This window comes from Gilliamella sp. wkB308 (genome assembly GCF_001690185.1).
In the GTDB taxonomy this organism is placed as follows: Bacteria; Pseudomonadota; Gammaproteobacteria; order Enterobacterales; family Orbaceae; genus Gilliamella; species Gilliamella apicola_I.
Window position 1 is genome coordinate 296,430 of sequence record NZ_LZGN01000037.1, and the last position, 16,063, is coordinate 312,492.

Annotated in this window: 15 protein-coding genes; all 15 read right to left on the bottom strand. The window is 35.9% G+C overall.

Annotated elements, in window-relative coordinates; translation table 11 throughout:
• Positions 1-189: 189 nt before the first annotated feature.
• Positions 190-1,464: an ATP-dependent protease ATP-binding subunit ClpX gene (gene clpX, locus A9G10_RS07735; RefSeq protein ID WP_065558959.1), complete on the bottom strand. Its 1,275-nt coding sequence runs from the start codon at positions 1,462-1,464 to the stop codon at positions 190-192.
• 15 nt (positions 1,465-1,479) lie between these two features.
• Complete coding sequence (gene clpP, locus A9G10_RS07740) at positions 1,480-2,082, bottom strand: ATP-dependent Clp endopeptidase proteolytic subunit ClpP (protein ID WP_065558960.1); 603 nt, start codon at positions 2,080-2,082, stop codon at positions 1,480-1,482.
• Positions 2,083-2,171: 89 nt separating this feature from the next.
• On the bottom strand, positions 2,172-3,473 hold the full coding sequence (gene tig / locus A9G10_RS07745; RefSeq protein WP_065558961.1) for a trigger factor: 1,302 nt from the start codon (positions 3,471-3,473) through the stop codon (positions 2,172-2,174).
• Positions 3,474-3,582: 109 nt separating this feature from the next.
• Entirely contained in the window at positions 3,583-4,611 is a 1,029-nt protein-coding gene (gene lpxD, locus A9G10_RS07750) for a UDP-3-O-(3-hydroxymyristoyl)glucosamine N-acyltransferase (protein WP_065558962.1), read from the bottom strand.
• Complete coding sequence (locus A9G10_RS07755) at positions 4,611-5,099, bottom strand: OmpH family outer membrane protein (protein ID WP_065558963.1); 489 nt, start codon at positions 5,097-5,099, stop codon at positions 4,611-4,613. Before A9G10_RS07755 ends, lpxD begins: the two co-directional genes overlap by 1 nt.
• Positions 5,100-5,140: 41 nt before the next feature.
• Positions 5,141-7,564 (bottom strand): outer membrane protein assembly factor BamA, encoded by a 2,424-nt coding sequence (gene bamA / locus A9G10_RS07760; protein WP_065558964.1) that lies wholly within the window; start codon positions 7,562-7,564, stop codon positions 5,141-5,143.
• 25 nt (positions 7,565-7,589) lie between these two features.
• Entirely contained in the window at positions 7,590-8,909 is a 1,320-nt protein-coding gene (rseP, locus tag A9G10_RS07765) for an RIP metalloprotease RseP (protein ID WP_065558965.1), read from the bottom strand.
• Positions 8,910-8,924: 15 nt separating this feature from the next.
• Positions 8,925-9,767 (bottom strand): phosphatidate cytidylyltransferase, encoded by an 843-nt coding sequence (locus A9G10_RS07770; protein ID WP_065558966.1) that lies wholly within the window; start codon positions 9,765-9,767, stop codon positions 8,925-8,927.
• Positions 9,761-10,492: an isoprenyl transferase gene (locus tag A9G10_RS07775; protein ID WP_065558967.1), complete on the bottom strand. Its 732-nt coding sequence runs from the start codon at positions 10,490-10,492 to the stop codon at positions 9,761-9,763. Before A9G10_RS07775 ends, A9G10_RS07770 begins: the two co-directional genes overlap by 7 nt.
• A gap of 56 nt (positions 10,493-10,548) precedes the next feature.
• Entirely contained in the window at positions 10,549-11,181 is a 633-nt protein-coding gene (crp, locus tag A9G10_RS07780; protein ID WP_065558968.1) for a cAMP-activated global transcriptional regulator CRP, read from the bottom strand.
• 356 nt (positions 11,182-11,537) lie between these two features.
• Positions 11,538-12,500 (bottom strand): tRNA dihydrouridine(16) synthase DusC, encoded by a 963-nt coding sequence (dusC, locus tag A9G10_RS07785; RefSeq protein WP_065558969.1) that lies wholly within the window; start codon positions 12,498-12,500, stop codon positions 11,538-11,540.
• An 8-nt stretch (positions 12,501-12,508) separates the two neighbouring features.
• Positions 12,509-13,270 (bottom strand): molybdopterin-synthase adenylyltransferase MoeB, encoded by a 762-nt coding sequence (locus tag A9G10_RS07790; RefSeq protein WP_065558970.1) that lies wholly within the window; start codon positions 13,268-13,270, stop codon positions 12,509-12,511.
• A 79-nt stretch (positions 13,271-13,349) separates the two neighbouring features.
• The gene (locus A9G10_RS07795) at positions 13,350-14,669 is read right to left on the bottom strand and encodes an amidohydrolase (RefSeq protein ID WP_065558971.1); all 1,320 of its coding nucleotides are present in this window, start codon (positions 14,667-14,669) and stop codon (positions 13,350-13,352) included.
• Positions 14,670-14,689: 20 nt separating this feature from the next.
• Complete coding sequence (locus A9G10_RS07800) at positions 14,690-15,139, bottom strand: hypothetical protein (protein WP_065558972.1); 450 nt, start codon at positions 15,137-15,139, stop codon at positions 14,690-14,692.
• Entirely contained in the window at positions 15,136-15,927 is a 792-nt protein-coding gene (locus A9G10_RS07805) for a DUF3100 domain-containing protein (protein WP_065558973.1), read from the bottom strand. Before A9G10_RS07805 ends, A9G10_RS07800 begins: the two co-directional genes overlap by 4 nt.
• Positions 15,928-16,063: the final 136 nt, after the last annotated feature.

A 16,063-nucleotide genomic window follows, 5' to 3' on the forward strand; every position in this document is an offset into this window, starting at 1 on the left:
TCTCTGGTAATACAAACTTATTAGGTAGATATTGGGATTGTTTTGAGATATTCAAGCCTATTTTATTATTGTTTAAAACATATTATTCCTTAAAAGCCTTGACGAATTCAATCACTCATAATTTTTAATTTGACTTATACAATTTTTTCATCAGTATACTGCCACTTTCATGGCAGTTTATTACTATCGTTAAGCTAAAAGCGCAGTGTTATCTCGATACACTAGCTTAGGTGCTTGAGATTTTTCAACCGTGTCTTGTTCAACAATCACTTGTTTAATATTTTTTTCTGATGGTAAATCATACATCGTATCTAATAAAATATTTTCAACAATTGAGCGTAAACCACGCGCCCCTGTTTTGCGTTGCATCGCTTTGACGGCTATAGCGTCTAATGCTTCTTTAGAAAACTCAAGATCAACACCATCTAAATCAAACAATGCTTGATATTGTTTAGTTAATGCATTTTTAGGTTCAGTCAATATACTGATTAGCGCATCTTTATCTAGTTCAGATAATGTACCAATCACAGGTAACCGTCCAATAAATTCTGGAATTAAGCCAAATTTCACTAAATCTTCAGCTTCAATTTGAGCTAACAGTTCAGATTCAGAAGCTTGTTGCTTGGTACTTTTAACATCAGCGCCAAAACCGATTCCTGTATTAGTTGAAACACGATTTTCAATGACTTTATCCAAGCCACTAAATGCGCCACCACAAATAAATAGGATTTTTGATGTATCAACTTGTAAAAATTCTTGTTGAGGATGTTTACGTCCCCCTTTAGGTGGAACGGATGCAACCGTACCTTCAATAATTTTTAACAATGCTTGTTGAACACCTTCGCCCGACACATCCCGTGTGATTGATGGATTATCTGATTTTCGTGAAATTTTATCAATTTCATCTACATAAATAATACCACGTTGCGCTTTTTCAACATCGTAATCGCAATTTTGTAGTAATTTTTGAATAATATTCTCAACATCTTCGCCCACATAACCCGCTTCAGTTAGCGTTGTAGCATCGGTCATTGCAAAAGGAACATCTAGATATCGAGCCAATGTTTCAGCTAATAATGTCTTTCCACTACCTGTTGGTCCAATTAATAAAATATTACTTTTACCTAATTCAACATCTCTCGGATTAGAATAGTTGCGTAACCGTTTATAATGATTGTAAACCGCTACAGATAATACTTTTTTGGCGCGATCTTGACCAATAACATATTCATCGAGATGTGCACGAATTTCATGAGGGGTTGGTAAAGGTTTACTGATAAACTCTTCATGAGAAAGAAAGTTTTTAGTTTCTTCTTTTAAGATATCATTACACAAACCAATACATTCGTTGCAAATATAAATAGATGATGGCCCTGCAATGAGTTTACGAACTTCATGCTGACTCTTACCACAAAAAGTACAATAAAGTAATTTTTCGGAATTTGTTTTATTCACTTTAATCACCTACCTAGTCTGTTATTAAGATCGTTTACTGTATATGGCATCCACTAAACCATATTCAACCGCTTTTTCAGCAGACATAAAGTTATCACGATCTGTATCTCTTTCAATCACGCTAATATCTTGACCTGTATGCATCGCCATAATTTTATTTAATCGACTTTTAACCTGCAAAATTTCTTGAGCATGAATTTGTATATCAGAAGCTTGACCTTGAAAACCACCTAATGGTTGATGGATCATCACTCGAGCATTAGGCAAGCAGTAACGTTTTCCTTTTGTACCAGCAGTTAGAAGTAAAGACCCCATTGAACAAGCTTGGCCTAAACAAATTGTACTTACATCAGGTTTGATAAATTGCATCGTATCATAGATTGCCATTCCTGCTGTAACCACACCACCTGGTGAATTGATATAGAGATGAATATCTTTTTCAGGATTTTCGGCTTCTAAAAATAGCATTTGAGCAATAATTAAATTAGCCATGTTATCTTCAACTTGACCCGTTAAAAATATAATACGCTCTTTCAATAAACGTGAATATATATCATAAGCCCTCTCACCCCGAGAACTTTGCTCAACAACCATTGGTATAACACTCATAAATGGTTCTAACGGCATTTTTATCTCCTAATTAAACAAAATAGCCCAAACAGATAATCCTTATTTGGGCTTTAAAGTAATTTTTTTAAACTGAATAAAACTGCTAATTAAGCCATTTGCTGATTCATTAATTCAGAAAATGAAGAATTTTTATCAGTTACTTTTGCACTAGCTAATAACAGATCAACAACTTGATCTTCTAGTGCTACAGAACGGATATTGTCCATCGCTTTTTTATCTTTGCGGTAATATTCTATCACTTCTTTAGGATCTTCATAAGCCGTTGCTATTTCATCAATCAATGTTTGCACACGAGCCTCATCAGCTTTAAGTTTATTACTTTCAATGATTTCACTGAATAATAATCCAATACTGACACGTCGTTTTGCTTCAGCTTCAAATAACTCTTTTGGTAGTTCCATTGGTTGTTTAATGTTGCCACCAAAACGTGATAAAGCCTGCTGACGTAATACATCAACTTCACGATCGATTAACGCAGTTGGAACTTCAATTTCATTATTTTTAACCAATCCGTCGATAACTTGTGATTTGATTTTGTTACGAATTGTCGCATTAAGTTCACGTGTCATATTTTTACGAACTTCAGCGCGTAAACTTTCGATTGTTCCATCAGCAATACCAAACCGTTTAATAACATCTTCAGTCAGCTCAGGAAGTTCAAGCTCTTCAACTTTTGTCAATGTTGCAGCAAATACAGCTGGTTTACCTTTCAAGTTTTCAGCGTGATAATCTTCCGGGAAGGTTACATTAATATCAAACGAATCACCCGCTTTATGCCCAATAATTGCATCTTCAAAACCTGGGATCATTCGACCTTGTCCTAAAACTAATGCAAAATCATTAGCTTTTCCACCTTCAAACTCTTCTCCATCTACTTTACCCACAAAATCTAAAGTCACTCGATTTTGTTCACCTGCAGCTTGTTCTGTTACTTTCCAAGTACCTTGTTGTTTACGTAGTGTTTCAATCATAGTTTCAACATCTGCATCAACAACTTCTGCAACAGGTTTTTCGACTTCAATTTTATCTAAATCTTTAACTTTAACGTCAGGATAAACTTCGAATTCAACGTCAAATGTGTAATCTTCTCCATTTTTATATTCTTTAGGAGTATAAGTTGGAGCACCAGCTGGATTTAATTTTTCTTGAATAATTGCATCAACAAAACTTTTTTGCATTAAATCACTTAATGCTTCTTGTAAAATTGAAGCACCATAACGCTGTTCAACAAGTTTTAAAGGCACTTTTCCTTTACGGAAACCATCAATCCGAACTTTTTTAGCCGTATTAACTAATTCTTTATCAATAGCTTTTTTAATATTTTCAGCTTTAATAGTAATTGACAAACGTCGACCTAAACCTTGTGTTGTTTCTACCGAAACTTGCATCTTTATACCTCGGAATTATTGAATATATTCAGCCCATAAATAAATCATCAATGATATTTGGGCTTAAAAAAATTATAAAATAGGTTGGCATTATACCGACCGAAACTGGCTACGTCGAGCTATTTAATAGTTTCTTCTCAAGTGATTTCAAACGTTTATTTATTTCATCAATATGTAAAACTAATGAAGCGGTTTTTCGCCATATTTTGTTCTCTTGCAATGGAATACCTGATGAATAGACTCCTGGTTTAGTGATCGGGCGCATAACCATGCCCATTCCAGTCACAGTGACTTGATCACAAATTTCCATATGTCCATTGATTACACTTGCGCCACCAATTAAACAATGACGTCCTATAGTCAGACTTCCTGCCATTATTACACCACCAGCAACGGCAGTATGGTCACCTATAATATCATTATGGGCAATTTGACATTGATTATCAATAATCACCCCATTACCAATCACGGTATCATCAAGTGCACCACGATCTATCGTAGTTGATGCCCCAATTTCGACATTATCACCAATAATAACACGTCCAAGTTGAGGGATTTTAATCCATTTACCTTTGTCGTTCGCATAACCAAATCCATCAGAGCCTATAACGGTTCCAGATTGAATCAGGCAATTTTTACCAATAACGCAATTATGATAAACGGTGACATTAGCCCACAATTTAGTGTCGGCACCAATAGTCGTATTTTTTCCTATAAAACAACCTGCTCCAATAATACAACCATCCCCTAAATGTACACCGCTTTCAATAACGGCATTGGCACCAATCGAAACATTAGCACCTAATTGAGCGGTAGGGTCGATTACAGCGGAAGGTGCGATGTCTTTAGCAGGATCAGGTGTTGTATCAAGATATTGTGCTAATTTTGCATAGGCAAGATAAGGATTTTTAACAATCAATGCAGCACCGTGCCAATACTTAAGGCTATCTTCAGTCATCACAATAGCAGAAGCTTTACATTCTGCTAATTTGCTTTGCAATTTTTGATCCGCCAAAAAAGTGATTTGCCCAGATACAGCGCTTTTCATTGAAGCTATACCGGTAATGAGTATATCTGCATTACCGTGTAATTGTGCGTCAAGATAGTTTGCTAGTTGCTCTAAACGACAAGCCAACATTATTTTTTGACCTTTTCCAATACTTTTTCAGTGATATCAACTGCATCAGAGGCAGAAAGTGCTGCTTCGGCTTTCAAAATAAGGTCATATTTTTCAGTAGCAACAATCTCCTTAACTGCATTTTGAATTTGTTTCAATAATTTTTCTGCTTCTTCATTTTCACGTTTACGATATTTTATTGAAAAATCTTTCGCTTTACTTTCAAAATCAGCAATTGTTTTATTCAATTTGCTTTTTTCCGATGCAGATAGTGTTGGGCCATCTTTTTTCAAACGAGCACTTGCGTTCTTCGCTTTTTCTTCTTGATCTTGTAAAGATTTGATTTGTGATTCAAATTCCTTATCTAATGCTTTACCAACGGCTTCCCGTTGAGGCATTTGTTGTAATACAGACATCACATCTATAACACCAATTTTTATTTCTGCATTAGCTATACCTGTAAAGAGAAGCGCTGCACTAAGACTAATAATAGATATAATTTTTTTCACTTTTTTCACCTATGTGTATTTCATTTAATTACAACATGGTTTTACCATGTTGAACCTATGTTAAACTGGAATTGTTGAGACGAATCGCCGTCATATTTCTTAAGCGGTATTGCGTAAGAAAATACTAATGGTCCAAGTGGTGACATCCACTGTACTGCAAGACCTAGCGAAACTCGTATATTTGAAGGAGAACTGTAATCATGCAAATGATTACCTTTTAAGTTCCATTCGGTATCCCAAACCGTACCTGCATCAACAAAGAACGATGTTCGAATACTATCGGAATACTTTTCACTAATAAATGGCGTTGGAACAATTAATTCAGCACTTGCAAACGCTAATGCATTACCGCCTACCGCATCTTTAGATTCTACACATCCTGAAGTATTATTTAAATTACTACAGTTTGCTCTATTAAAATAGACTGCTTTAGGCCCAACAGTATTGGATTTAAATCCACGAAGAACGGTCGAACCACCTGCATAGAAGTTTTCATAAAATGGTAGCTGTTTTCCACCAAAACCATTTCCATAACCTAATCGACCACGCGTTAAGAATACCCAATTATGATCACTATCAAGAGGATAATAAAAAGATGCATCTGCAACCACTTTATAGAAGCGGTTATCAAATATTGGAGCCGTAATTTTTGCGTTAGCCGATACTTTTAAACCTTCTGTAGGGAAATAACCACGATTTAATGAATTATATGTCCAATTCGCATTTAATAATAAATCATTGGTATTATAGGTCATGGAGTGTTTATTTTTAGTGTTTTCCCCCATTGAATGGAAGTAACGCCACATACCATATTGTGGTTTCATATCGGATAATTTCCGATTAGCATACTCACTACCAAAACGAATAAAATTATTTTCACTAATTGGGAAACCTAAATTAGCTGATGCACCCCATAACTTACTTGAATAAACAGATTCATCATCATCATCATCTGCTTTATAAGTATTGTAATAAATACTTCCGCCTAAGCTCACCCCATCAATCGTAAAGTAAGGATTTACAACTGATATCGATGCAGTTTTATCGGTATTTGTCGTATTTACATCGAATGAAACACTATTACCCGTACCTAACCAGTTATCTTGCGAAATACCAGCATTAAAACTAATACCACTATCAGAACCAATACCCACACCAAGTTTGATGCTTCCTGTGTTACGCTCCGTGACTTTATAAGTAATATCAACTTGATCTTCAGCTCCTGGAACACGCTCAGTTTCAACATCTACTGATTCAAAAAATCCTAATCGACTTAAGCGATCTTTACCTAGTTCTACAAGTCCATTACTCAGCCAAGAACCTTCCATTTGACGAAGTTCACGACGGATAACACCTTCACTTGTTATGGTATTACCTTCTATGTTGATATTACGGACATAATAACGTGGCCCAACATCAACAAACATAATTAATTTTACGGTATGCGTTGAATCATCCATTTCAGGTTGAATACTGACTTTTGGATAAGCATAACCAAAATTTGCAAGTAGCTGTTTTACATTATCTTCAATATCAGTAATTTTTTTACCATTATACAAATCACCTGTCGAAACACGTTCTTTTGCTATTTTAGTAATCGCATCCTTATGTCCGGCAAAATCCCCTTTGAAGTCAAAATCAGATAATTTATATTGTTCACCTTCATGAATATTGATAGTGACATAAATACCTTTTTTATCTGGCGTTAAACTGACTTGAGTGGATTCAATATTGAAACGTGCATAGCCTCGATTTAAGTAGAAGCTTTGTAATTCATCTAAATCAGAAGCTAATTTTTGTTTTTGATATTTGCGATCGCCAAGCATGTTCCACCACGGCACTTCATCTCGCAGTGAAAAGCGTGAAATTAGCTCTTCGGACGAAAATGCCTTAGCCCCGACAATGTTGATTTGATCGATTAACGCTGATTTACCTTCTGCGACAACTAGCTTTAAATCAACGCGGTTACGAGATAATGGTGTGACAACAGCTTTAATTCGAGCATTATATTTACCGACGCTATAATAAAAATCTTCTAGCCCTTTTTCCATGGCAGAAAGCATGGTTCTATCAAGTGCGTCGCCTTCCCGAATACCAGAGCTATCTAAATTCTTTTTCAGCATATCATCTTTAATTGATTTATTACCTGAAAAAGTAATACTCGCAATGGTTGGACGCTCTTCAACATGAATGATTAAGCTATTACCATCTCTAGAAATAGTAATATTATCGAAGTTTCCACTCGAATAAAGTGATTTAACAATATGCCCCAAATCAGACTCACTGACATAATCACCAACTTGGATTGGCATATCAAGCAATGCTGCCCCTTGAGTTACCCGTTGTAATCCTTCAAATTTGATTTCTTTTACTACAAAATCATCAACACAAAATGCATTGGAACTATATACTGCTGTTGTGCTAAACAGCAAAGATGCTATAAGTAATTTATTTATTTTTTTCATTGTAAATGTTTATAACCTCATTCCATCACAATCGTAAAACATCATTAAATAGTGCAATCCCCATTATTACCAGTAAAAAAGCAAATCCGAAACGATAAAAACGTTCTTTTGCTTTAATTGATAGACTTTTACCTTTTATTTTCTCAAACAATAAAAAAATAAGGTGCCCACCATCTAGCATTGGTAATGGAACAAGATTGATTACCCCCAGACTTATACTAATAAATGCCAGAAAATATAAGTAAGGCGTGAAACCATAACTTGCTGTTTGCCCTGCGCTTTTTGCTATTGTTATTGGTCCTGATAAATGATTAAGTCCAATAACACCTGTTACTAACTGATAAAAAGAACGAATTGTTAACTGAGTGGTTAACACTGTTTGTTCTAATCCTTTGCCAAACCCTTCTAAACATCCATACTGCTTAATGACTGCTTCCGAGGTAGGATATAGCCCCGCAATACCTTCACCATTTGCCTGTATTGACGGCATTAAATCAAGGTAAAGATTTTTATTTTCACGCTCAATTTTTAATCTTATTAGATCACCTTTCTTTATTATAGCTGAAAAATCATTCCAATCTACATAAGGGTGTTCATTATAACTTAGAATCTTATCACCAACTTGTAAACCCGCTTTTTCGGCAGCTGAATTTGGTATAATTTTACTCACAATTGGATAAATTTCCAGTGTTTTAGGTAACAATCCAAAGGTCTTTATTGCTGATTCTTTTTCAATATCGAAATACCAATGACGAATATCAACACGTTGACTAACTTCTTTTTGATGATTATTACCAGCATTAATCAAATAGGTAATCGTCACATCATCTTGTCCTAAAATAGACATTAATGCAAAATTTACATCATTCCAACTTTCAATCTGTATATTATTAATCTTTTTTAACTCTGCTCCAGAAGGGATATTCACTGTCGCAACAGGTGTATCGGGTATTGTACTGCCTATTTTAACCGGATAGGTAACAACACCAAGCATAAAAATTATCCAATATAGAATGAAAGCTAAAATAAAGTTAGCAAATGGGCCTGCAAATATAATTGCTGCTCGTTGCCATATCTTTTTTTTATCAAAAACCTGTTTTTCTTCGTCGGTTGATAAGTTTTTTGCATTTCCGTCCAGCATTCTAACATAACCACCTAGTGGAATCATAGCAATGACAAATTCTGTTCCACCTGAAAACTTATGTGACCATATTTTTTTTCCAAATCCAATGGAAAAACATTCAACCCGAACGCCACATAGCCTTGCCACGAAAAAATGCCCAAATTCGTGTACTGTAACTAATATACTAATGGTAATGATAAATAACAACAGAGACCAAAGCAAAGTTAATTACCTTATTTAAAATAAATTGAAAGATAATGCTGCAAAAATAGGCACTGCAGCAGTCAAACTATCAATACGATCTAAAATACCGCCATGTCCAGGGATTAAATTTCCACTATCTTTGATGCCTGCTTCACGTTTGAACATGCTTTCAGTTAAATCACCTAATGCTGATGCAAAAATAGCGAATAAAGAACTCATAATAAAACTGGTCAAATTAATTGAAATAAATCCAGTAAAATAGGCAATAAAACTAATAACAATGGCAACAATCACACCGCCAATAAATCCCTCTAAAGTTTTACCGGGTGAAACTTTTGGTGCTAATTTGCGTTTCCCCATACTGCGCCCAACAAAATAAGCGCCAGTATCTGTTGCCCAGACTAAAATAAAGACATATAACAGACAATAAGCGCCGGTATAAGTATTCGCATTATAATTAATCATTCTAAGTTCGATCATCCCAATAAAAAAAGGAACGATAGTAAAAAAAGCAAATACTAATTTTGCAGTGATAGAACCACGCCAATATTTAGCCGTATTTGGGTAGGTAAGAACTAAAAATAGTGCAACCAACCACCAACATAACGAAAGTAATAATAATCCTGAATATAACTTCAATTTTGCAACAATCGGAATGGGTAATAGATAGAGTAAACTTAATAAAATAATAACGACCAAAGCAAATATAACCCTTTGCTGTTTTTGGGTTATTGCTAAAAACTGCGACCACTCAAACGCTGCAAGACCACAAACAAAAATCATAATATAGGTAAAGAGTGATAATGGCGCGAAAAAAAGTGTAATTATAACAATAGGTATTAGAATAATAGCAGCTAAAATACGGTGAATTAACATGATTGCTCCTCCGCTAAAATACCCCCAAAACGACGATCTCGGGTATTAAAATCACTGATTGCTTGATCAAATAACGCCTGATCGAAATCCGGCCATAAGGTATCAGTAAAATAAAGTTCAGCATAAGCAATTTGCCATAATAAAAAATTACTTATTCTGTATTCACCACCAGTACGAATAACTAAATCAACATCAGGAAAATCACCCATTGACATTTCTAACCCCAAACGTTCCTCAGTAATATCATCTATCATCAACTCACCATGTTTTACTTGTATAGCTATATTGCGGGCTGATTGTAATATATCCCAGCGTCCGCCATAGTTAGCGGCAATATTTAATACCAGTCCCGAATTATTTTTAGTTAATGCCTCTGCATTAACTATCATCGTTTGAAGTTGCTCATTAAAACGCGAAATATCCCCAATGATATTCAAACGAATATTATTTTTATGTAAACTTTTTGTTTCTCGGTTTAATGCATAAATAAAAAGCGAAAGTAAAGATGACACTTCATTGGATGAGCGTTTCCAATTTTCACTACTAAACGCATATAAGGTTAGTACTTTGATACCAATGGTTGCGGCATAACTCACAATTTTACGCACAGCTTTCAAACCGGCACGATGACCAAATGCTCGTAATTGATTTTGTTTTTTTGCCCAGCGACCATTTCCATCCATAATTATAGCCACATGACTTGGAATACATCTTTCTTGTGTCATGTAATATCTCGCGTTATATCAATCATGTTTTGACTAAATTTCGTAATATTTTTCAATTATCGTGTACCATAAACGACAATCGTTTTACCGTGTGCAGAGATGAGATGCTGATCTTCAAGCATTTTTAAAATTCGTCCTACTGTTTCTCGTGAACAACCAACTATCTGACCTATTTCTTGACGAGTAATTTTGATTTGCATGCCATCCGGATGCGTCATCGCATCGGGCTGTTTTGCTAAATTTAACAAAGTTTGTGCAATACGACCAGCAACATCAAGAAAAGCTAAATTACTGACTTTTTCTGAAGTCACTTGTAAACGACTTGCCATTTGGCTTGCCAATCGCATCAAAATATCAGGATTAACTTGTACAAGTTGTCTAAATTTTTTGTACGATATTTCAGCCACTTCGCAACTTGTTTTCGCTTTAACCCAAGCACTTCGTTCTGTGCCTTCTTCAAAAAGTCCTAATTCGCCCAAAAACTGACCTTGATTTAAGTAAGACAAAATCATTTCATTGCCTTCATCATCTTTGATTAAAACCGCAACAGAACCTTTAACAATGTAATAGAGAGTTTCGGCTTTTTCACCTTGGTGAATCAGGGTACTTTTAGCTGGATATTTATGAATATGGCAATGAGACAAAAACCATTCCAACGTTGTATCCGATTGTTGCTTACCGATAATCATTCAGTCCTCTCTATACTATTTTGCAATTTACAACTTGTACACTATAACAAAATTACACAATAAATTATATACTCACAATTAAGATAATCCGTTTTTTATTATTGATAAATCGTTGTTATATCACTTATTATATCTACAATATCAGGACTAAATATTTAAGTTTAATTTTTACACAATTTTTGGAAGACAACGATGAAAAATGGATTCGTGAATTTAATTTAAACAACAATTAAATAGTTATGAAAAATTAATTAGTCAAAAAGTATATTGATTGAATTCTAATTATAATCTAACCAACGTGATGATAAAGTAAGTCATCGTAAGCAATATCAATAACCAATGAAACAACCTAAGCATCAAAATTGCTGTGATTGATCTGTGATTCGCTTTAAATGTTCTGAAATCTCTTTTTGCGTTTTTAGTGTCCTAATTTGACTGAGTAAATCTGATGCAGGTGCATAGTATTGCCGAAAATAAGCAAGCCACTGTTTAATGCGTGCTGAGTGATATAACGGTTTCACATCCTCTATCGTCGTTGTTGCGTAACGCATTAATATTTGTAATACATTTTTCCAGCTTAATGGCGCTTCATTAAAACGTATTATATTCGCTAAATTTGGTATCGTTAATATTCCGCGACCTAGCATAATATCGCTTGTTTGGCTCTGTCTTACACAATCTTGCGCATGTTGTATAGAGAAAATCTCACCATTGGCTATGATCGGAATATTGACCCGCTGCTTAATATTTCCTATTGTCTGCCAATCAATTTTATCGGCTTGATAACCGTCCACTTTAGTTCGACCATGAATAACCAACTCATTTGCACCAGCAAGTGCAATGGCGTCAGCAATTTCATAACAGAAAGATTTATCCGCCCAACCTAAACGAATCTTAACGGATAATATTTCGGATGTCCCCATTGCCTGTCTGACTTGCTGAACAATGTTGAAAATTTGATCCGGATATTGCAATAGATATGCGCCACCATGACTACCAACGACGGTTTTAGCAGGACAGCCAAAATTAATATCTATCCCATGCGAGCCTAATTCAATTGCTTTAACGGCATTTTCTGCCATCCACTCAGGTGATTGCCCAAGAATCTGCACACGAACTGGAGTACCGGATGCCGTTTTTCCGCCATGATGTAGCTCGGGACAAAGTCGATAAAAAGTTCGATTGGATAATTTATGATGGGTGATGCGCACAAATTCGGTCACGCAATAATCTAATACATTTATTTCAGTCAAAATTTGCCGAACATGATAATCAAGTACCCCTTCCATTGGCGCTAAAATAATACGATCGATGTTCATTGTGTTACCTATATTTTATTACTGTTACCACAAACCTGACAATCTGGCTGTTTAGACAAAGATACGTGATTAAATTGCATACTTTTTGCATCAATCATCAGTACACGTCCAACCAAAGGTTGACCATAATCAGTCAAAACTTTAATTGCCTCTAATGCCTGCATTGAACCAAACATGCCAACTAAAGGCGCCATCACCCCTGCTTCAATACAAGTCAGTTGATCCTGCCCAAACAATCGACTTAAACAGTGATAACAAGGCTCATTTGCTTGATAAGTAAAAGTCGTTAATATGCCCTCCATTCGAATTGCAGCACCTGACACTAACGGTTTTTTTACTTGGAAACAGCAGCGGTTTATCTGTTCTCTGGAAGATAAATTATCGGTACAATCAATGACAAGATTATGTTGTTTTATAAGGGAAGTTAACGAAACATCATCTAGTTTTTGATTGATAGTATCGATTTCAATATCAGAATTCATTTTGATTAATGTTTGTTTCGCTACATCTACTTTGAGTTGCTTAATATCTTGATGCGTATATAAAATTTGACGATTTAAATTGGATTCTGATACGGTATCAAAATCAACTAGCGTCAATTTACCTATACCTGCACGGCTCAAATAAAGCGAAGCTGTGCACCCCAAACCGCCTAGCCCGATGATCAATACCGCACTATTTTTTAACATTTGCTGTTTATCGATATCAAAGCCTAGTAAGGAAATTTGCCTGTCATAACGAAGTAATTCTTGATCGGTTAGTGCTAGCATAGGGAATCATCATCGTGATTAATCATAAAGAATCTATTATAGCAGAAACTTGGCACAGCAATGTGCCAAGTCATTAACATTATTTATCAAAACTCGCTAAAAAGCTTAAATACTCGTCTTTAGTCATAAGAGGTTTATAGTTTGATAATAATGTTTGGGCTGGTTTTGCATCATCATAAAGCAAATCAATAATGGTACATGCCATCATCTGAGCAGGACGAATATAGGCCATCTCTTCATCAAAAACCGTATAATCTTTCCCATGTAACACACCTCTAACCGATCCTATCCACGGATGACTAACAGGCATAATATGCGATAAATCGCCCGTATCTGTGCTACCGGTCATATGGGGTGCAACGGACACATTTTCTTCGCCAATTAACGCTTCAGCATTTGCTTTCAAAAAGGCATTTAAGGTTGGATCATTTTGCAATGGAAGATAACCCGGTAAATCTTTAATTTCGCAAGTTGCCCCCACAGCCATTGCCCCAGCTTTTAAAGCCTGATTAATTCGTTCATTAGCATCAATCATTGCCGGAACATTACCCGCTCGAACATAGCTTTCCATTCTGACATCACTTGGTACAACATTCACCAAATCACCGCCTTGGGTAATGATTGGATGAAAACGAATATAATCTTTTTCCTGAAACGTTTCACGTATAGCATGAACGCCCATCATCCCCATCATTGCTGCATTTAACGCATTGACGCCAGCATGAGGAGCCGCCGCCGCATGAGCGGCTTCACCTTTATACTTGATTAATTTACCGATAAATCCATTACTTGTGGTTGAAATCTCAATAAATCCGTCTTGGCGATCGTTTGGAACACTGGTTAAATGAATTTGAAGTGCCATATCCACATCATCAAATTCACCCCGTGAAATAAGTTCGGGTTTACCGCCAATATACTTAATTTTACCTTCTTCAATCAGACGATTACGATACGTAATTTCAACATATTCTTCGGCTGGTACCGCAAAAGGAACAACATCACCGGCTAAAAATTGCATGGCGCCAGAATCGATTAATCCCATGGTGACAGCCATCATATTTGCAATTTGTGCATTATGACCACAACAGTGAGCAGCGCCAGAGGTATCATCGGCAGCTGGATGGTCAGCACAGATAATGGCATCAAGTTCACCAATAATTGCGACACTGCATTGGCTCCCTTTTCCCCCTTTTAAACGCCCTTTCACCCCTGTTAACGCCAATTTATTTTTATAGGGCACACCAAGTTTTTCAAAAGCATCTTCAACTTTTTTTGCGGTTTTGTGTTCTTTATAGCCCAGTTCAGGTTCAGCCCAAATTGCCTCAGCAATCGCTTTTATATCCGCTTTACGATTAGCGATGGCACTGCAAACTTGTCGTTTTAGTTCTTCTTTTGTCATATATTAAATCCTACCTAATATTAAATCACACCTTCCCACTTTAAGGTTATTTGTGCAATGATGGCGGCAAAAAGGAAAGTACCGGAAAACACCGCTAATGAAACGGGAATAATTCGCCAAGAGATACTTTTGAATAAAGCAAGATCTTTACCAATGGCTAATCCAGCGTAAGCAAGCACTGGCGTACAAACAGCAAGTAAAGAGACATGATCAGTTATCGCAACAACTTGCTCATGAAATGGAAATATTGGTGAAGAAGCCATGGCCGCCACGACAGATACCCACAAAATAACAGGAAGTTTATTAAATAAAGGCACTTTGCTTATAAAAAAACCAACAATCGATATTGCAACCAGCACAGCTAAAGCTTGTAATGACAGCATAAAATCGACATGATAACCGACTGTATTGCCGGCAGCCATGATAATTGCGACTAAAATCAATAAAAAAACCGTTTCTAAAATCTTCATGATAGTGAACTCCTTTTACTGCTTTGAAAACGAGCAAAAACATTATAGAGAAAAGAAGCAAACGGTAGTGAGAATAACGTATAAATATAAATACCAACTATACTAGACATTAAATTAGCCGTTGTTGCATAAGCTTTGATGTCACTCGCCATATTAGGATAAAGGTCACTTATCGGCGCAAGTGATGCCGCCATCATACTACCACTACCAACCCCTGCCCCCATGGCTAATGCATAAGGATGAAGAATGTCTAATTTTGCCATTATACTAGCCAAGATACTCATCCAAATCGCCCCATAGAGCGTACCACAAACATACATTGCCATGACACCACGACCTTCGGGCGAATCAAGTCCATATTTATCTGCCACAATGGCAATATTGGGTTCACGTGCAACAGAATAGGTTGCCCCGACCGCTTCTCGCTTCATTCCTAACATCATTGCCAACGGTAAACCGAGTAAAATGGTACCTGCAAAATGCCCTAATTCTTGGAAAATCAATGCCAACTTAGCATCATGCAAAATCATATCAATTTTAGGCCCCACCGCAACACCTAACTTGGCAATCAGTAACATTAACGTCACAATCATCACCGAACTAGCATGAAGCATATTTTTATGTTTTAAGATTTTTAATTTAGGAAGACTGATAAGACCACCAATAATCATGGCAAATAGCATAGGATACAACATGATAATCCAGATAGACTGCTTACCAACAAACTCACATACTAAAACAACTATCAGCGCAAGCAAGTGCACTCTATAGTCTTTTAAAATTTCCATCCTTTCACGCCTCTTTACATAAATTTCCGGTCAATAAAACTATCCATGACAGCTATTATCATAATAATTATTATCTTGCACAGCTAATATACATAACCCAGATTACTTGCGTCAACAGGCATCTACCATTAAATAC